Source organism: Onishia taeanensis, from assembly GCF_900100755.1.
In the GTDB taxonomy this organism is placed as follows: Bacteria; Pseudomonadota; Gammaproteobacteria; order Pseudomonadales; family Halomonadaceae; genus Onishia; species Onishia taeanensis.
The window spans coordinates 421,192-438,144 of sequence record NZ_FNCI01000003.1; the positions used below are offsets into that span (position 1 = coordinate 421,192).

At 64.9% G+C, this 16,953-nt stretch carries 16 protein-coding genes; 12 read left to right on the forward strand and 4 right to left on the reverse strand.

The features are described from left to right. Positions 1-12 precede the first annotated feature (12 nt). The 8 genes from rsxA (at position 13) to BLR71_RS06600 (ending at position 7,177) form a co-directional block, all read left to right on the forward strand. Positions 13-603: an electron transport complex subunit RsxA gene (rsxA, locus tag BLR71_RS06565; protein ID WP_092524321.1), complete on the forward strand. Its 591-nt coding sequence runs from the start codon at positions 13-15 to the stop codon at positions 601-603. A gap of 3 nt (positions 604-606) precedes the next feature. Beyond that, positions 607-1,236, forward strand: a complete 630-nt coding sequence (gene rsxB, locus BLR71_RS06570) for an electron transport complex subunit RsxB (protein WP_092524463.1) — start codon at positions 607-609, stop codon at positions 1,234-1,236. Next, positions 1,229-3,043 carry an electron transport complex subunit RsxC gene (gene rsxC, locus BLR71_RS06575; RefSeq protein WP_092524323.1) on the forward strand — a complete coding sequence of 605 codons (1,815 nt, stop codon included), beginning with the start codon at positions 1,229-1,231 and terminating at the stop codon, positions 3,041-3,043. The genes rsxB and rsxC overlap by 8 nt, the downstream gene beginning before the upstream one ends. Beyond that, positions 3,040-4,122, forward strand: a complete 1,083-nt coding sequence (locus tag BLR71_RS06580; RefSeq protein ID WP_092524325.1) for an RnfABCDGE type electron transport complex subunit D — start codon at positions 3,040-3,042, stop codon at positions 4,120-4,122. The genes rsxC and BLR71_RS06580 overlap by 4 nt, the downstream gene beginning before the upstream one ends. Beyond that, the gene (rsxG, locus tag BLR71_RS06585; RefSeq protein ID WP_340147959.1) at positions 4,119-4,883 is read left to right on the forward strand and encodes an electron transport complex subunit RsxG; all 765 of its coding nucleotides are present in this window, start codon (positions 4,119-4,121) and stop codon (positions 4,881-4,883) included. Before BLR71_RS06580 ends, rsxG begins: the two co-directional genes overlap by 4 nt. Next, positions 4,880-5,584 (forward strand): electron transport complex subunit E, encoded by a 705-nt coding sequence (locus BLR71_RS06590; RefSeq protein WP_092524327.1) that lies wholly within the window; start codon positions 4,880-4,882, stop codon positions 5,582-5,584. Before rsxG ends, BLR71_RS06590 begins: the two co-directional genes overlap by 4 nt. A gap of 85 nt (positions 5,585-5,669) precedes the next feature. Further along, positions 5,670-6,308, forward strand: a complete 639-nt coding sequence (nth, locus tag BLR71_RS06595) for an endonuclease III (RefSeq protein ID WP_092524329.1) — start codon at positions 5,670-5,672, stop codon at positions 6,306-6,308. 56 nt (positions 6,309-6,364) lie between these two features. Next, complete coding sequence (locus BLR71_RS06600) at positions 6,365-7,177, forward strand: YdcF family protein (RefSeq protein WP_092524331.1); 813 nt, start codon at positions 6,365-6,367, stop codon at positions 7,175-7,177. Here BLR71_RS06600 and BLR71_RS06605 read toward each other — a convergent pair. Together BLR71_RS06605 and BLR71_RS06610 are read right to left on the reverse strand one after the other, a co-directional pair. Then, positions 7,174-7,920 carry a GntR family transcriptional regulator gene (locus tag BLR71_RS06605; protein WP_092524333.1) on the reverse strand — a complete coding sequence of 249 codons (747 nt, stop codon included), beginning with the start codon at positions 7,918-7,920 and terminating at the stop codon, positions 7,174-7,176. The genes BLR71_RS06600 and BLR71_RS06605 overlap by 4 nt on opposite strands. Positions 7,921-8,123: 203 nt before the next feature. Beyond that, positions 8,124-8,810 (reverse strand): TetR/AcrR family transcriptional regulator, encoded by a 687-nt coding sequence (locus tag BLR71_RS06610; protein WP_092524335.1) that lies wholly within the window; start codon positions 8,808-8,810, stop codon positions 8,124-8,126. Positions 8,811-9,008: 198 nt separating this feature from the next. Here BLR71_RS06610 and xdhA point away from each other — a divergent pair, with 198 nt between their 5' ends. The 4 genes from xdhA to guaD all read left to right on the forward strand — a co-directional run bounded on the left by xdhA (position 9,009) and on the right by guaD (position 15,269). After that, complete coding sequence (gene xdhA, locus BLR71_RS06615; protein ID WP_092524337.1) at positions 9,009-10,514, forward strand: xanthine dehydrogenase small subunit; 1,506 nt, start codon at positions 9,009-9,011, stop codon at positions 10,512-10,514. After that, the gene (gene xdhB / locus BLR71_RS06620) at positions 10,498-12,957 is read left to right on the forward strand and encodes a xanthine dehydrogenase molybdopterin binding subunit (RefSeq protein ID WP_092524339.1); all 2,460 of its coding nucleotides are present in this window, start codon (positions 10,498-10,500) and stop codon (positions 12,955-12,957) included. Before xdhA ends, xdhB begins: the two co-directional genes overlap by 17 nt. Then, complete coding sequence (gene xdhC, locus BLR71_RS06625) at positions 12,944-13,843, forward strand: xanthine dehydrogenase accessory protein XdhC (protein ID WP_245696362.1); 900 nt, start codon at positions 12,944-12,946, stop codon at positions 13,841-13,843. Before xdhB ends, xdhC begins: the two co-directional genes overlap by 14 nt. Positions 13,844-13,922: 79 nt before the next feature. Further along, positions 13,923-15,269, forward strand: a complete 1,347-nt coding sequence (gene guaD / locus BLR71_RS06630; RefSeq protein WP_092524341.1) for a guanine deaminase — start codon at positions 13,923-13,925, stop codon at positions 15,267-15,269. Between the two features lie 46 nt (positions 15,270-15,315). On the opposite strand, the gene BLR71_RS06635 is transcribed toward guaD, so the two are convergent. Together BLR71_RS06635 and BLR71_RS06640 are read right to left on the reverse strand one after the other, a co-directional pair. After that, positions 15,316-15,930, reverse strand: coding sequence for a hypothetical protein (locus BLR71_RS06635; RefSeq protein WP_092524343.1), 615 nt, complete (start codon positions 15,928-15,930; stop codon positions 15,316-15,318). Positions 15,931-16,063: 133 nt separating this feature from the next. Next, complete coding sequence (locus BLR71_RS06640; RefSeq protein WP_139172550.1) at positions 16,064-16,939, reverse strand: hypothetical protein; 876 nt, start codon at positions 16,937-16,939, stop codon at positions 16,064-16,066. Between the last annotated feature and the right edge of the window lie 14 nt (positions 16,940-16,953).

The following is a 16,953-nucleotide window of genomic DNA, read 5'->3' on the forward strand; positions in this document are numbered from 1 at the left end:
CATGGGCGGGCTATGACCCACTATTTCCTGATTCTGGTCAGCACGGCGCTGGTCAACAACTTCGTGCTGGTGCAGTTTCTCGGTCTCTGCCCGTTCATGGGGGTCTCCAACAAGCTGGAGTCTGCGATGGGCATGTCGCTGGCCACCACCTTCGTACTGACGCTGTCCTCGGTGGCAAGTTACCTGACCTTTCACTACCTGCTGGCCCCACTGGGGCTCGAGTATCTGCGCACCATTGCCTTCATCATGGTGATCGCGGTGATCGTGCAGTTCACGGAACTGATGGTGAAAAAGGTCAGCCCGCTGCTTTATCAGGTGCTGGGCATTTTCCTGCCGCTGATCACCACCAACTGTGCGGTACTCGGCGTGGCACTGCTATCGCTCAACCGTCAATCGAGCTTCATGGAAGCTGCTCTCTATGGCTTCGGCGCGGCACTGGGCTTCTCGCTGGTACTGGTGCTCTTCGCCGCCATGCGCGAGCGCCTGGCGGTAGCCGATGTGCCCCGCCCCTTCCGAGGTGCCGCCATTGCCATGATCACGGCGAGCCTGATGTCGCTGGCCTTCATGGGCTTCTCGGGGCTCGTGCAAGTAGGGCAGAGCTGAATGATGCTGGAATGGATCAACGACCACGGCATTCTGGCCGCCATTTTTGCCCTTGCCGGCCTGTCGGTCGCTTTGGGCGCCCTGCTGGGCTATGCAGGAGAGCGCTTTCGCGTCGATGACGACCCAGTGGTCGAACGCATCGACGCCCTGCTGCCCCAGACCCAGTGCGGCCAGTGCGGCTATCCCGGCTGCAAGCCCTACGCCGAGGCCATCAGCCAGGGCGATGTAATCAACAAGTGTCCGCCCGGCGGCGATGCCACCATCGCCGCCCTGGCCGATTTACTGGGTCGGGAGGCCACGCCGCTGGATGGTGAGGCCCAGGACGCGCCACGGGTCGCCTATATCCGCGAAGACGAGTGCATCGGCTGCACCAAGTGCATTCAAGCCTGCCCGGTCGACGCCATTCTCGGCGCCGCCAAGCACATGCACACCGTGATCGCCGACGAATGCACCGGCTGCGATCTATGCCTGGAGCCCTGCCCGGTGGACTGCATCGACATGATTCCCCGCGACGACGACGCCTGGCAGCCGCCGCTGCCGGCAGGCCCCGGCCACCGCCCGACGGCACTGCTAATTACCAGTGACCGGGCGCAACCACCCCATACGCCACGCCAGGAGGCCACCCATGGCTAGGGCCTTCGACTTCCCCGGCGGCATTCATCCTCCTGCGCGCAAGGCAGCCTCCACTCAGCACCGCATCGCCACGGCCGCCCTGCCGCGTCGGGTGATACTGCCGCTAGGACAGCACGCCGGCCAGCCCGCCGAGCCCTGCGTGGAAGTGGGGCAGCGGGTCGACACCGGCACCCGCGTGGCCAAAGCACAGGGCCTGATCAGCGCCGATGTGCATGCCAGCATCACCGGCGAGGTCGTTGCCATCGGCTCCTATCCGGTCCCACACCCTGCAGGCCGCGAGGAGACCTGCATCGTGATCGAGGGCGATGGTATCCGCGACGACTGGGCACTGCTGCCGTCACTCGATTGGCGCCGCGCCGATCACGCTACCCTGCACGCCCGTCTCGATGCCTCCGGCGTGGTGGGCCTGGGTGGCGCGGGATTTCCTACCCAGGTGAAAGCCAGAGTCCGCGAGCGAAACGCCATCGACACCCTGATCGTCAATGCCGCCGAGTGTGAGCCCTATATCAGCGCCGATGACATGGCCCTGCGTGAGCATGCCGCCGACGTGCTGGAAGGCGCCCGGCTGATAGCGAAGCTGAGCGGCGCCCAGCGCATCATCATCGGCATCGAAGATGACAAGCCCGAGGCGATAAGGGCCCTAGAGCGGGGCATCGCAGCCGGCCAGGCGCACCCCCTTCCCATCAGCCTCAAGCCCTTTCCCGCCCGCTACCCTAGCGGCGGCGAAAAACAGCTGATCAAGCGACTGCTCGATCGCGAGGTGCCAAGTAGGGGCCTGCCGGCCGATATCGGCGTGCTTTGCCACAATCCCGGCACCCTGCTTGCCGCTCTGCAGGCCGTGCGCGACGGGCGCCCGCTGGTATCGCGCGTTATCACCCTGACCGGTGAAGCCCTGGCACGCCCCGGCAACGTCGAGGCCCGCCTGGGTACGCCGATGAATGAACTGCTTGCCACTGCAGGCCTCGATGATGACCGGCTCGCCCGGTTGATAATGGGCGGGCCCATGATGGGCATGGAGCTCTCGCGCCTCGACCTGCCGGTGGTCAAATCTAGCAACTGCCTGATCGCCGCCACGCTTGATGAGCTGCCGCCACCGCCCGCCGAGCAGCCCTGCATCCGCTGCGGCGCCTGTGAAGATGCCTGCCCGGCCGGTCTGCTACCTCAGCAGCTCTACTGGTTCGCCAGGTCCCGAGAGCACGAAAAGGCAGAACTGTTCAACCTCTTCGACTGCATCGAGTGCGGCGCCTGTAGCTACGTCTGCCCAAGCCACATCCCGCTGGTGGATTACTACCGCGCCGCCAAGAGCGAGATCCGCGCCAACGCCTTCGAGGCCCGCAAGGCCGAGCATGCCAAGCATCGCTTCGAGTTTCGCCAAGCCCGCATCGAGCGTGAGGCGGCCGAGAAGGAAGCGAGGCGCCAAGCGCGGGCCCAGGCCGCGAAACGCCCCACCAGCATGGCCGCCAATTCCACCACGTCTGCTGCCGAATCGACGGCGCAGCCACAGCCGGCAACGGCAGATGCCGACCTCAAATCGTTGCGCATCGCCCAGGCTGCGGCCAAGGCCGCCGTGCGCAAGGCAGAAAAAGTCCTCGCCCGGGTCAGCCAGTCGACGAGCCACAAGGGGCAGCCTCAGGGACAGAGTGATGGCGAAATCGAGGATCTCGAGGTGCAGCTTGCCACCGCCCGGGAGAATCTCGCCGCCATTGAGGCGCGCCTGGCTGCGGCCAAGGACGCTGCAGCAGGCACCACTCAAGCGCCTACCCCACCAAGCCGATCAGCGGACACCGATCAGGAGCGCACCCCATGAGCCTGATGCATCAAAGCCAGGTGAGCCGACAGCCCACCGACACTGGCCGAGTCATGGCCTGGCTGCTGCTGTCGACCCTGCCCGGCATCGCGACCCTAACCTGGCACTTTGGCCTGGGGGTGCTTTCCAACGTGCTGCTGGCCGGTGCCTTCGGTATCGGCCTGGAGGCACTGGTACTGCGCCTGCGCCGCCGCACGGTTCGCCCGGTGCTCGCCGACAATAGCGCCCTGGTGACCGGCGTCTTGCTCGGCGCTTCACTGCCACCGGGCACCAGCCTATGGCTGATCCTGGTCGGCATGGTGGCGGCTATCGTGGTCGCCAAGCAGCTCTATGGCGGCCTTGGCCAGAACCCCTTCAATCCGGCGATGGTGGGCTACGCGCTACTGCTGATCAGCTTCCCGGCCGCCATGACGCAGTGGGCGGCTCCCCACGGGCTGCTGAGCGCGGACGGCCTGTCTCTGGGCGAGCTGCTGGCCCGCGTCACTGGCATGAGCTCCGGTATGAACACCGGCCCCGGCGTTGACGCCTGGAGCGGCGCCACCCCGCTGGACGCCTTCAAGCACAAGCCCGATGCCCTGCTCGCCAGCGAGTTCTGGGCCTCGAATCCCTTGCCCGACGGCACCCAGGCGGCCTGGCGAAACGTGGCCCTGGCCTGGCTTGCCGGCGGTGCGCTGCTGCTCTACAAGCGCTTGATCGGTTGGCAGATCCCGCTGTCGATGCTGACGGCCATGGGCGTGCTGGCCGGCTTTTCGTATGCCGTCGACCCCAGCCACCATGGCTCGCCGGCCTTTCACTGGCTGAGCGGGGCCGCCGTGTTCGGCGCCTTCTTCATTGCCACCGATCCGGTCAGTGCGGCGACCAGCCGCAAGGGCAAGCTCTACTACGGCGCCGGCATTGGCGTGCTGGTCATGCTGATCCGTGAGGCCGGTGCCTACCCGGATGCGGTGGCCTTCGCCGTGCTGCTGATGAACTTCACAGTGCCCTTCATCGACTACTACACCCAGCCCCGCACTCAGGGCCATGCCCGGCCCAATCGCGGCATCAAGGTCACCAGGCTCGACGACGAGGAGGCTTCATGAGCACGCCCTCTCACCGCCAGGATGCGCCGCAAGACGATGCCTCCCATCACCAAGCTCGCCGTAGTGCGCCAATGCGCCGCGCCATTCTCAGAGCCGCCGTAGGCCTGGGGCTCTTTGCCATGCTCACCGCAGGCATCGTCGCCGGCACACGCGCCTTGACCGCCGAGCGCATCGCCGATAATCGCCAGGCAAGCCAACATAGCCAGCTTGTGGAGGTGTTGCCTGAGGAGCTGGCCGATGTCGATATCCAGCGCCTTGTCGACGCCGCCTTCACGCTGCCGGCGAGCCCTGCGCTGGGGCAGATGGCCTCCTTCACGGCATGGCGAGCATCCAAGCAAGTCAACCAAGGGGAAGGCCGCCAGGACGCCGCCGCCGTGGTACTGCCGGTGATCGCCCCCAACGGCTACAGCGGTGACATCGAGCTGCTGGTAGGCATCACCGCGTCGGGCACCATCAGTGGGGTGCGGGTGACTCGCCACCAGGAAACGCCTGGACTGGGCGATGCCATCGAGTCACGCAAGAGCGACTGGATCGAGGACTTCACCGGCCACAGCCTCGGCGACCCCGGGCCAAGCGGTTGGGCGGTGACCAAGGACGGCGGCGACTTCGACGCCTTTACCGGCGCCACCATCACTCCTCGTGCCGTGGTGGACGCCGTGCATCGCAGCCTTGGCTATGTGCGCGATCACCATGAGCGCCTGTTTGGCGACATGCCCGACACACCAACCCCCGACGCCGAACAGCAGGAAGCAATGCCATGAGCCAGTTCAATGAACTCGCCCGCAACGGCCTGTGGTCCAACAACCCGGCGCTGGTGCAGTTACTGGGCCTGTGCCCGCTGCTCGCGGTCAGCGGCAGCGTCGTCAATGCCCTGGGCCTGGGGCTCGCCACTCTGCTGGTGCTGGTCGGCTCCAACGTCTCGGTGTCGCTGATTCGCCACCATGTGCCCGAGACGGTGCGCCTGCCGGCATTCGTGATGATCATCGCCGCCTTCGTCACCTGCGCCGACCTGCTGATGCAGGCCTACACCTATCAGCTGCACCAGATACTCGGCATCTTCATTCCGCTGATCGTCACCAACTGCGCGATCCTTGGCCGTGCCGACGGCTTCGCGGCCAAGAATCCGCTGCTGCCGGCGGCCACAGATGGCCTGATGATGGGGCTCGGCTTTGCCGCCGTACTGGTGGTACTGGGCGCAGTGCGCGAGCTTTTTGGCCAGGGCACCCTCTTCACCCAGATGGACCTGCTATTCGGGCCGATCGCCGCCAATTGGGGCATCACCGTCTTTCCCCATTACGACTTCCTGTTCCTGGTGCTGCCTCCCGGCGCCTTTTTCGCCACCGGACTGCTGATCGCCCTGAAGAACCTGATCGATGATCGCAAGGCGCGTCTTCGCGCCACACAGCAACCGAATAGCCCCACCGAGAATCGGCGGGTCAGGGTCACCGGCACCATCCGCTGAGCCTTACCCGGCATCACAACGACAGACGCTGCGACAACAGCCACCGCCCTCGGGACGCCCTCGAGAATAGAAAAACGGAACCCTCATGAACGCCCATAAACGCCACGAGATATTCACCCGCCTGCGCGAGCACATGCCCGAACCGACCACCGAGCTAAACTGGAGTACGCCCTTCGAGCTGCTCGCCGCGGTGCTGCTGTCGGCGCAGGCCACGGATGTCGGCGTCAACAAGGCCACTGCGCGGCTTTTCCCGGAGGCTAACACCCCCGAGGCCATCCTCGCGCTGGGACTTGATGGCCTCAAGGAACACATCAAGACCATCGGGCTATATAACACCAAGGCCGAGAATCTGATGAAGACCTGCCGGCTGCTGGTCGACCGTCACGGTGGCGAGGTACCGACCACCCGCAAGGCCCTGGAAGCCCTGCCGGGGGTCGGACGCAAGACCGCTAACGTCATCCTCAATACCGCCTTCGGCCAGCCCACCATCGCCGTCGACACCCATATCTTCCGGGTCTCGAACCGGACCGGCATCGCGCCCGGCAAAGACGTGCTGGAAGTCGAGAAGAAGCTGATGCGCCATGTACCCCGGGAGTTTCGCCAGGATGCCCACCATTGGCTGATCCTGCACGGCCGCTATACCTGCGTGGCACGCAAGCCGCGCTGTGGCAGCTGCGTGATTGAGGATTTATGCGAGTTTGCCGATAAAGTAGATATCGGCTGAGTCGCCGCACTTCATGGCGGCGCGTCACTCCACCACCATGACCTCTAGGGACACCCATGACCTGGCTCAAGTACCTAGTGTTGCCCCCCGTCATCAACGTCCTGCTGGGTGTATTGGGGCTGCTTTTCTGGCGCCGCCTGCCCTGGCTGGGAGCGTTCATGCTACTTCTTGGCGTGGGCGGCCTGCTGTGGCTTGCCACCCCCACCGCCAGCCATTGGCTGCGAGCCGGCCTGGAGCCCTACCCGCCAGTGACCCAGGACGAGCTGGCGTCGACCCAGGCCATCCTGGTGTTGGGCGGCGGCCGCGACTACCAGAGCCCCGAATTCGGCTGGGGTGATACGCCCAACAACGCCACCTGGCGCCGCCTCGCCTATGCCGCGCACCTGCACCGGCTCAGTGGTTTGCCCCTCATGGTCAGTGGTGGGCGAATGCACGGCGAGAAGCGTGCCGAGGCTACGCTGATGAAACTGGCATTGAGGGACAGTTTTGGGCTGGAACCCACCTGGGTGGAAAGCCAAAGCCGTAATACAGCGGAAAATGCTCGCTTCAGCGCGGCCATGCTGCAACAGGCAGGGATTCATCGGGTGGCGCTGGTATCCCAGGCCTGGCACTTACCGCGGGCCGTGCGCGAATTCGAGGCGGCGGGGATCAGCGTTCTGCCCGCCCCCACCGACTTTGCCAGCCCGCCGCCAGACAGCCTCTGGGCCTGGCTGCCCCGCGCCTACCATCTGCGCCAGAGCAGCCAGGCGCTTCATGAGTGGCTTGGGCGTGGCGTGTTAGAAATTCGCGAATGGCTGAACAACGATGTCGCGGCACTGCGCGACAAGAGCGTTAGCTTCTGGACTTCGACATTGTCAGACGCCCTCTAAGCGTCCGCTTGGCTCAGAGATTGGCCGCGCCCGAAAAGCGCACCGAGGTCGATGGCCCCAGTCGGCGTCCGCAGATCCAGCAGCGCTTCGAGGGAGTTCAGGTGCGTCTGCACTCTTGCACGGGCGGCATCGGGCTGACCGGCCACCAGTTGAGCCAGCAGGTCGTCATGGTCGCCTTCCAGATAACAAGACGCCAGGTCCGCGGGCTTGTAAAGGGCGATCACGATGGAGGTTCGCAGAATCAGATCCCCCAGCATGGCCCCCAGGGTTCGGTTAGGGGAATGTTCGGCCAGGCAGTGGTGAAAGGCCAGCGACGCCTCGATGCGCCGTTCTTCGTCGCCTTCCGCAAAGGCCGCCTTCTCGGCTTCAGCCAGCGCCGCGAGGCGCTGGCGCAGCGCTTGGGTCAAAGATCCGGTCATCAGGGCCACCACTTCGCCCTCGATCAGGCGACGCGCCGAGAAAATCTCGCGGGTCTCGTCAACATCGGGAGACGCAATCCGCGCGACCTGATTGGGCCGCTGGACCGCTACATGGTTGGCGACCAGCCGAGTCAGCGCCTTGCGCACCACCGAGCGACTGACCCCAAAGGCCTCGCCCAACGCCACCTCGGGTAGCCGCGTGCCCGGCGGCAAGCGCTGCGTCAGCACCGCCCGACGAACCTGTTCGACGATCTGTTCATCGCTTGCGCGACTGCCCGACGAGATGTCGTTGCCATGCCGTTCCTGTTGCCAACTGCCGCTCATACTCGCCGTCCGTCTGGGCCACGCCTCGAAAGAAGCCTGCCACTGCCTGAATGGATAACTTGAACCTCATCTGGCCCGAATAAACCGGCGTGGTCATCCTGGCCACCTGACTGGAGCACCATTGTATACCGGGATTGTATGATTGGTTTGTACGATTGGTTTGTATGATTGGGTTGTACGATTGGTTTGTATAACAGGTCAGCCTAGCCGCGAATTCCACACCCCTTGAGAATCAGCCGACACAGAAAATCGGTGATGTGCTGATAGTCCTGCTCGCCCAGTGCGTCGCGCCCGGTAATGCCCAGCACCTGGGGTTCGAAGTCGGCATAGTGCTGAGTCGCCGACCAGATCAGGAAAATCAGCCATACCGGGTCTACCGGGTCCATCAGGCCCCGCTCGGCCCATTGCTCGAAGACCCGGGCCCTGGCCTGCACCCAATCACGTAGCTCGCCCCGCAGGTAGTCCTGCAGGAAAGGCGCACCTCCGAGCACTTCGGCGGCAAACAGCCGCGAGCCCTGGGGGTGCGCTCGGGTCAGCGCCATCTTGCTACGAATGAAAGCTTCCAGTATCTCGGCCGGATCATCATCGACGCTGATGTCGTCAAGCATGGCATTCCAGCGCGCCATCATGCGCTCGAGCAGCGCCACATAGAGCCGCCGCTTGCTTCCCACGTAGTAGAGCACATTGGACTTGGGCAGCCCCGCCGCTTCGGCGATCGCCTGCACGCTACCGCCCCGATAGCCGTGTTGCGCAAAGACCGCCTCGGCAGCCTCGAGAATTCTTTCCTCGTTGCGCTGGCGAATCGCCGAGGCCTCGCTTTCTCCGGCGCTGGATCTTGAGCTGGCACTAGAGCTGATCGGCGAACTGCCGACCTCGGAAATCACCGTCATCGCAGGTCTCGAGGTGGGATGAAAAACTTTCGGCCCAGGCATGCCTCATGCCGGGACCGAGCGCTCAACTTGACGCCGCCGGCCGAAGCCGTCATATCCGGCGCTTGCACTGGCGGGCACTTTGCGCCAACCTTTGATCATCTTGACCATTTGGTCAAGAACTAACGCCTGCCAACAATAACAACCTGGAATCGCGCGATGATCGACTTCCATTTCAACGGGGAGCCCCATTCGCTTGCCGGTCTGCCCGCTGATATCAGCGTGCTGGAACTGCTTCGCCTGCGCCTTGGCGCCACCGGCACCAAGGAAGGCTGCGCCTCTGGCGACTGCGGCGCCTGCACCGTGGCGATCGGCGAACCAGATGGACATGGCGGTCTCCGCTACCACAATGCCAATGCCTGCATCCTGCCGGCCCATCAGCTCAAGGGCCGTCACCTGGTGACCGTCGAGGGGCTGGCCAGAGGCGATGCCCTGCATCCCGCCCAGGCCGCGATGGTCGACTGCCATGCCAGTCAGTGCGGCTTCTGCACCCCAGGCATCGTGATGTCGCTGTTTACCCTTTATGAGGCCAGCTCTCATGAGTCCGGGGGACAGACAGCCACGCTTGCCCCCTATTCTCAAGCACGCCTCGAAGCCGCCCTGGGCGGCAACCTGTGCCGCTGCACCGGCTACCGGCCCATCCGCGACGCCGCCCAAGCCATGTTGGCTTACCCGGCCGATCAGCACCGCCCCACCTGGACCGACAATCAGCAGCTAAGCGACCAGGTGGCAGCCAGCCATCAAGAAGACCCGGCCGATGACGGCCACTATCATCGCCCCAACCATCTTGCCGAGCTGTTCGCCCTGCGCCGCGACCACCCCAGTGCGCGCCTGGTAGCCGGCGCCACCGACCTATGGCTTGAGCGCACCCAGCAGCTCAAAGAGCTTCCTGAGCTGATCGACCTGTGCAACCTAGCCGAGCTCCAGGTACTCGAGGAACACGACCAAGGTCTGCATATCGGCGCCGCCGTGACCTACGCCCGGCTCGAGCCGGTGTTCGAGACACACTTCCCGGCCTTCGCCCGGCTGCTGCATCGCTTCGCTTCCTCGCAGATCCGACATCGCGCCACCCTGGGTGGCAACGTTGCCAACGCCTCCCCCATCGGTGACGGCCCTCCGGTACTCTTGGCCCTGGATGCCAGCTTGTTGCTCGAAAGCCCCGAGGGCGCCCGCGAGATGCCGGCTCAGGACTTTTTCCTCGACTATCGGCAGACGGCGCTGGGAGCCCAGGAAGTCCTGCGTGAGATCCGGCTGCCCTGGCTGACCGAAGGGCGCCAGCTCAAGGTATGGAAGCTCTCCAAGCGCCGCGAGGACGATATTTCCGCCGTTCTAGGCGCCTTTAGCTGGCAGCTCGAGGATGGCCGGCTGCGCGACGTTCGACTGGCCTTTGGTGGCATGGCAGCGATTCCTGCCCGGGCCCGAGGTGCTGAGACAGCGCTAGAGGGCCAGCCACCGTCCGAGGCAGCCTTCGCCGCCGCCAAGCAAGCCCTCGATGACGACTTCCAGCCCTTGAGCGACGTGCGCGGCTCAAGCGCGTATCGCCGCCTTGCCGCCGCCAACCTGCTCGAGCGATTGCGCCTCAAGATCGTCACTGACACCTCACAAGGCGCGAACACGCCAAACACTCCGGCCATGGAGGTGATGCTCGATGCGTACGCTGACTAAGCTATCTGCCGCTTCTGCTGCGCCCGACAGGGCCGGTGAGGAATACGCTGGCGATACCAAGGGCGTCGATGCCAAGCGCCTCGATAAGAAGGCGGCGCAGCGACATGAGAGCGCCATCAAGCATGTCACCGGCCAGGCGGCCTATATCGACGACCTGCCGGCACCAGCCAACGCGCTGCATATTGCCATCGGCCTGTCGCCGCTGGCCCATGGCCGTCTCGAGCGGCTCGATCTCGATCCTGTGCGGGCCATGCCGGGCGTGGTCGATGTCATCAGCTTCCACGACGTGCCGGGCCACACCGACATCGGCCCGGTCTTTCACGGTGACCCGATCTTCGTCGAAAACGAGATCAGCTACGCCGGCCAGTGTCTGTTTGCCGTAGCCGCCGACAGCCACGACGCCGCACGCCGCGCCGCCAAGGCCGCGATCATCGAGATCGACGAGCAGCCGGCGAGCCTGGACCCGGTCGCCGCCACCGAAAAGAATGACCTGGTGCGCCCCACTCACGTTCAGCAGTCCGGCGACTGGCAGCAGTCGCTGAGTAACGCCAGGCATGTGGTCTCGGGAGAGCAGTTCATCGGCGGCCAGGAGCATTTCTATCTAGAAGGCCAGGCCTGTCTGGTCACTCCCAGCGAGGACGAAGGCGTGGTGGTGCATACCTCTAACCAGCACCCCAGCGAGACCCAGAAGCTGGTCGCCGAGGTACTGGGCATTCCCTTCCATGCGGTGACCGTGGAGGTACGCCGGATGGGTGGCGGCTTCGGTGGCAAGGAGACCCAGGCCTCGCCCTGGGCCTGCATCGCCGCGCTGATCGCCCGTCGCACCCAGCGTCCGGCTCGTCTGCGGCTATCCCGGGGCGACGACATGCGCCTCACCGGCAAGCGCCACCCCTTCCATAGCCGCTATCGGCTGGGAGTCGATGACGACGGCGTCATTCAGGGCGGCGATATGACCCTGATCGGCGACTGCGGCTACTCGCCGGATCTTTCCGAGGCGATCGTCGACCGGGCCATGTTCCACGCCGACAACGCCTACTCCCTGGGTGCAGCACGCGTTACCGGGCACCGGGCGCGCACCCACACCGCCTCGAACACTGCCTTTCGCGGCTTTGGTGGCCCCCAGGGCATGATGCTGATCGAGCAGGCAATGGACGATATCGCCCACCGCCTGGGCGAAGACCCGCTGACCATTCGCAAGCGCAACCTCTACCGCCATGGGCGTGAAACGACCCACTACGGCCAAGAGGTGGAACAGCTCGATCTGCTGCATAGCCTGATCGGCCAACTCGAATCGAGCAGCGACTACTGGGCGCGCCGCGCCGAGATCAGCGCCTACAATGCCCGCAGCCCGATCATCCGTCGCGGCCTGGCGCTGACGCCGGTGAAGTTCGGCATCTCCTTCACCGCCAAGCACCTCAACCAGGCCGGCGCCCTGCTGCACGTCTATACCGACGGTAGCGTGATGATCAATCACGGCGGTACCGAGATGGGCCAGGGCCTGCACACCAAGGTCTGCCAGGTAGTGGCCCGCGAACTGGGGCTCGAGCTTTCCTGCGTAAGCATCAGCGCCACCCGCACCGACAAGGTGCCCAACACCTCGCCCACGGCCGCCTCCAGCGGCGCCGACCTCAACGGCCAGGCGGCCCGGGATGCGGCACTCAAGCTGCGCGAGCGGCTCTTCGCCTTTGCCCTGGAAACTCTATGGCCGCAGGCCGGGTTGAAGCTCGGCGATCTGCAGCTGAAAGGCGGCATGCTGATGGCGGGCAGCGGCGAAGGAAAGTACCGCATCGCCTGGGGCGAGCTGGTCCAGGCGGCCTACATCGGCCGTGTCTCGCTCTCGGCCCAGGGCTTCTATTCGACGCCGCTCATCCACTACGACCGGGAAGCCGCCAAGGGCCGGCCCTTCTACTACTTCGCCTATGGCGCGGCGGTCAGTGAGGTCGCCGTGGACACCCTGTCCGGCGAGTACCAGGTAACGCGGGTGGATATCCTGCACGACGTCGGCGACTCCCTGAACCCGGCGATCGACATCGGCCAGATCGAGGGCGGTTTCATTCAAGGCATGGGCTGGCTGACCAGCGAGGAGCTCAAGTGGAATGACGCCGGGCGCCTGCTCAGCGACGGTCCCGCCACCTACAAGATTCCCGCCTTCGGTGATCTGCCGGCGACCTTCAACGTCGAGTTGCTCGAGGGACACCCCAATTCCCAGGCGAGCATCTATCGCTCCAAGGCTGTGGGCGAGCCGCCCTTCATGCTGGCGATCTCGGTCTGGTCGGCATTGCGCAATGCGCTTGCAAGCCTAGCCCCCGACGGGCAATGTCCGCGGTTGGATACGCCCGCCACCCCGGAACGCGTACTAATGGCCATTGCGGCGATGCAAGACCATGGCGACAAAGGTCCCGCAGGCCACCCCCGGGAGGACGATGCCCATGTCCAGGCCTGACGCTGACGCCGGTCGCTTCCAGATGGCCGGCCACTGGCATGCTGCCCTGCACCGGCTTCAGGAAGATGCCGAACCCCATGTGCTGGCGACCCTGGTCGGGGCTGCGGGCTCAACGCCCCGAGAACCCGGCACCAAGATGGTCATCACGCCAGAGGAAAGTTTCGATACCCTGGGGGGCGGCACCTTCGAATACCAGCTGATCGCCGCCGCCCGGCAGGCCCTGGCCAGGGGCGATACTGCACCTAGCCTCGAGGCCTTCCCGCTAGGCGGCCGCTCCGGCCAGTGCTGCGGTGGCTATGTGCATGTGCTGATCGAACCCTTCGCCGGCGCCGAGCGACGTATCACCCTGTTCGGCGCCGGCCATGTTGGCCAGGCCCTGGCAGGCCTGATCGCCCCCCTGCCCTGGCGCCTGGACTGGTTCGACAGCCGTGCCGACGCCTTCCCGGCGTGGGCCAGCGCCGAGCCGGGGCCAGCGCGCCTGCGACTTCATGCAAGCGGGGCGGAACCAGCGGCGATCTCAACTGCCGTGCAATCGCTGCCGCCGGGTAGCGATGCGCTGGTGATGACCCACGACCACGGCCAGGATCTGGCGCTGATCGACGCCTTGCTTGAGCGTCACGACCTGACCTCGATCGGCCTGATCGGCTCTGCTAGCAAGTGGGCAAGCTTCAAGCGCCGGCTAACCGAGGCCGGCCATGACGCTGACGCCATCGCCCGCGTGCGCTGCCCCATCGGCATCGCCGGCGCCGATGGCAAACGACCCTACGAGATCGCCCTTGCCGTGGTAGCCGAACTGATGACGCTGGCTCCCGCCCGGCCTGACGCGCCGGACAAACGCGGCATTACCCCCGAGACGCTGCGCCAGGCCTTCGGCCCGGACCGCTAAGTTCTCAGATCGCCAGGCACTCACGTTAGCCGCGATACCCCCTCGCTACGTCTTTGACTATCGCTGGAGATGATTTCCCATGACCGACCCCCGCCCCACCATGCGCGTGCTGCGAGGCCCACTGGTGCGCTTTCTCGATGACCCAGGCGAAGACGACCAGCCGGCGCCGGGCAGCCTGTCCTACCTTCAAGACGGCGCCCTCTGGCTCGAGGATGGCCGGGTGCGGGCCGTGGGGAGCTATCAGGATATCTCACCGCAACTGCCGGCCGGCATCGAGGTGGTGGACTATACCGGCAAGCTGATGATGCCGGGCTTCATCGACAGTCATGTCCACTATGTACAGCTCGATATCCTGGCCTCCTACGGCCGCCAGCTGCTCGACTGGCTCAACGATTACACCTTCCCCGAGGAGTGTCGTTTCGCACAGCGCGCCCACGCTGACGCCGTGGCCGAGGCCTTTCTCGACGAACAGTTACGAGCCGGCACCACCACCGCCCAGGTATTCTGCAGCTCGCATCCCCAGTCGGTAGATGCCTTCTTCACTGCCGCTCAGCGCCGGGGGCTGCGCATGCTGGCCGGCAAGGTGCTGATGGATCGCAACGCCCCGGCGGCACTCACCGACACCGTTACCAGCGGTGTCGCCGACAGCGAACGGCTGATCGCTGACTGGCACGGCAAGGACCGGCTCGGCTATTCGCTGACCCCGCGCTTCGCGCCCACCTCAACGGCCGCCCAACTGGAAGCGACCGGCGCCATCCTCAGGGCCGCTCCGGACCTGCACCTGCAGACGCACCTGGCCGAGAATGCCGGCGAGATCGCCTGGGTGGCCGAGCTGTTCCCGGAAGAAAGAGACTATCTCGGAGTCTATGAACGCTATGGCCTGGTCGGCCCCACCAGCACCTTCGCCCATGGCATTCACCTGGACCAGGCGATGCGGGAACGGCTGGCCGGGGCCGGCGCCAATATCGCCTTCTGCCCCACCTCGAACCTTTTCCTCGGCAGCGGCCTCTTCGACCGGCTGGGATGCCGCGAGGTGGGTCTTGCCACCAGCCTCGCCAGCGACGTCGGCGGTGGCACTGACCTCTGCGGCTTCGCCACCCTAAAGGCCGCCTATCAAGTCGGCCAACTGCTCGGCCAGCCGCTGACCGCCTGGCAGGGCTTCTACCGCCTGACACTCGGCAATGCCCGGGCGCTGCATCTCGATCGCCACATCGGTGCCCTGCAACCCGGCCAGGAGGCCGATATCGTAGTGCTCGACCCGGCGGCTACGCCGCTGCTGGCCCGGCGCACGGCGCGCATCGGCAAGACAGCAAACCTGGAATCCTCAAGCCTCGGCGAGCTGCTCTTCGCCTTGATGATGCTTGGCGACGATCGCAGCGTTTTCGCCACCTGGGCCGGCGGCGAGTGCCTGCATAGCCGCGAATGAAGAATGCAGTAGCCCAGGGGCTAAGCTGAAGGGCTAAGCTGTAGGGCTAGAGCTGCTGCATCCACTGCCGGATGCGGTGACGTTGGCGCCGGCTTGAGAGCCGCTGCGTGTCGAGGCCATTAGGAGTGATCTGATCGTCATCGCCTTCTAGATCGAGGCGAAAGCTCCGCCGAGCGCCGACCGGGTTGTCCTCGGAACCATAAATAGCGACGACTCGGATCTCGAGGGTTTGATAGCCGCTAGGGGGTAGATCACTGCGGCCATCGGCATTGAGCCCATGCTGTGCCGTGAGATGCTTAAGGATGCTCCTGAAGCTGCCGACGTGCAGGTACTCACCTGAGTCGAGCGGCCCCTGATGGCTGCTATAGTGCTGCTGTTCACCCTCGGACTGCTGATAGTCAACGAGATCGAGCTGCTTTTCGCCCTCGTCGGTCTTGAGCACCGCAATGATATGCTGGACGAAGATCGCCTCCGCACTCATGTTGCTGATCAGGCAAAGGGAAGACAGGTTCTTGCCGCTGCCGCGGTTGATGATGATGCGCGGGCGCCGCTGGCGCACATAGCCGTTGTAGAGCAACTGCGCGTAGAAGACCCAGATCATTAGGGTCAGGATGCCGGTAACGGCGCTGATCGCGCCGGAATTCTGGTTGAGCCACTCCATGTGAAATCCCTCTCCCTGGCAAGTTTACGCTGCGCTTTCGCCAGCGCACGCTAGGGTAACAACTCTGGCCTGCCCTGGCCGAGCTCTCGGTATTGGGCCTGACACATACTCAGCCTGCAAAAATTCAGACGCATCATGTCTGCGTCAGCGCAGGCGGGTGTCGGGGTGAGCGAGTGATGCCAGCGGCAAGATAGCGGGCGCCGCGATAGCTGAGATAGAGAAAGCCCAGCGGCATCAGCATGGTCTGGACGAGAAACAGCATGGTCAGCTCGACGAGGTTTCGGGTCATGGCATCGAAACGGTCCATGGCGGCCTGAACCCGGTCTTTGACGCCATTGCCCAGTCGATCCTTGAGGCTCTGCCACCAGCCCTGATCCTCGCCTTGTGCATCATCGGCGACCACTTCATCCTCGGATGTCGTTTGATCGGCGATTCGCTCGAGCACCGCTTTATCTTGCTCGAGCTCGCTGTAGAGGGCCTCACGGGAATCGGTGATATACAGAGTTTCGACGCCGGCACTGGCCAGGGCCACGGCAATCACCGCAAAGCGCAGGAAGGCCGCAACGATCAACAGCCGCCCGGCTATCCCTCGCCAACCCGGCTTGCCCAGGTGCAGCACCGTCAACATGGCCACGCAGCCAAGCGACAGCGCCGCCTTGACCGGCACGCTGCCGGCGATACCCAACAAAAGCTTCTGGAAGGCCAGCGACACGGTGGAGGCAAACATCACCCAGGAGAAGCGCTCGACCATGTCGTTGGCCGGGTCGAGCACCTCGCCAAACTGAATCTGCACCAGCAGGGCATCCCCGGTGACCGACTGCAGCACCGAAATCACCGCATTCAACGCCTTGGCCAGGGCAAAGCTCTGGAAGGCGCTGGCCAGGGTGGCATCGAGGGTGCTGGCGGCCAGCGCTTCGGGAAGCGGCAGCCAAGCCAGCGCCGCCAGCACCAAGAGCCCCAGGCTCGCCAGGGTGCGGCGCGGCGACAGAGCGGTCTGCCGGCTAGCCATCGTCATGCTGCTAG

Bases quoted from the DNA above. Each gene is read 5' to 3' on its own strand.
- rsxG (WP_340147959.1), top strand. From the start codon at position 4,119: ATGAGCACGCCCTCTCACCGCCAGGATGCGCCGCAAGACGATGCCTCC.
- rsxB (WP_092524463.1), top strand. From the start codon at position 607: ATGCTGGAATGGATCAACGACCACGGCATTCTGGCCGCCATTTTTGCC.
- BLR71_RS06610 (WP_092524335.1), bottom strand. From the start codon at position 8,810: ATGACGGTGATTTCCGAGGTCGGCAGTTCGCCGATCAGCTCTAGTGCC.
- BLR71_RS06600 (WP_092524331.1), top strand. From the start codon at position 6,365: ATGACCTGGCTCAAGTACCTAGTGTTGCCCCCCGTCATCAACGTCCTG.
- nth (WP_092524329.1), top strand. From the start codon at position 5,670: ATGAACGCCCATAAACGCCACGAGATATTCACCCGCCTGCGCGAGCAC.
- guaD (WP_092524341.1), top strand. From the start codon at position 13,923: ATGACCGACCCCCGCCCCACCATGCGCGTGCTGCGAGGCCCACTGGTG.
- xdhC (WP_245696362.1), top strand. From the start codon at position 12,944: ATGTCCAGGCCTGACGCTGACGCCGGTCGCTTCCAGATGGCCGGCCAC.
- BLR71_RS06590 (WP_092524327.1), top strand. From the start codon at position 4,880: ATGAGCCAGTTCAATGAACTCGCCCGCAACGGCCTGTGGTCCAACAAC.
- BLR71_RS06635 (WP_092524343.1), bottom strand. From the start codon at position 15,930: ATGGAGTGGCTCAACCAGAATTCCGGCGCGATCAGCGCCGTTACCGGC.
- xdhA (WP_092524337.1), top strand. From the start codon at position 9,009: ATGATCGACTTCCATTTCAACGGGGAGCCCCATTCGCTTGCCGGTCTG.
- rsxA (WP_092524321.1), top strand. From the start codon at position 13: ATGACCCACTATTTCCTGATTCTGGTCAGCACGGCGCTGGTCAACAAC.
- BLR71_RS06605 (WP_092524333.1), bottom strand. From the start codon at position 7,920: ATGAGCGGCAGTTGGCAACAGGAACGGCATGGCAACGACATCTCGTCG.
- BLR71_RS06640 (WP_139172550.1), bottom strand. From the start codon at position 16,939: ATGGCTAGCCGGCAGACCGCTCTGTCGCCGCGCCGCACCCTGGCGAGC.
- xdhB (WP_092524339.1), top strand. From the start codon at position 10,498: ATGCGTACGCTGACTAAGCTATCTGCCGCTTCTGCTGCGCCCGACAGG.
- BLR71_RS06580 (WP_092524325.1), top strand. From the start codon at position 3,040: ATGAGCCTGATGCATCAAAGCCAGGTGAGCCGACAGCCCACCGACACT.
- rsxC (WP_092524323.1), top strand. From the start codon at position 1,229: ATGGCTAGGGCCTTCGACTTCCCCGGCGGCATTCATCCTCCTGCGCGC.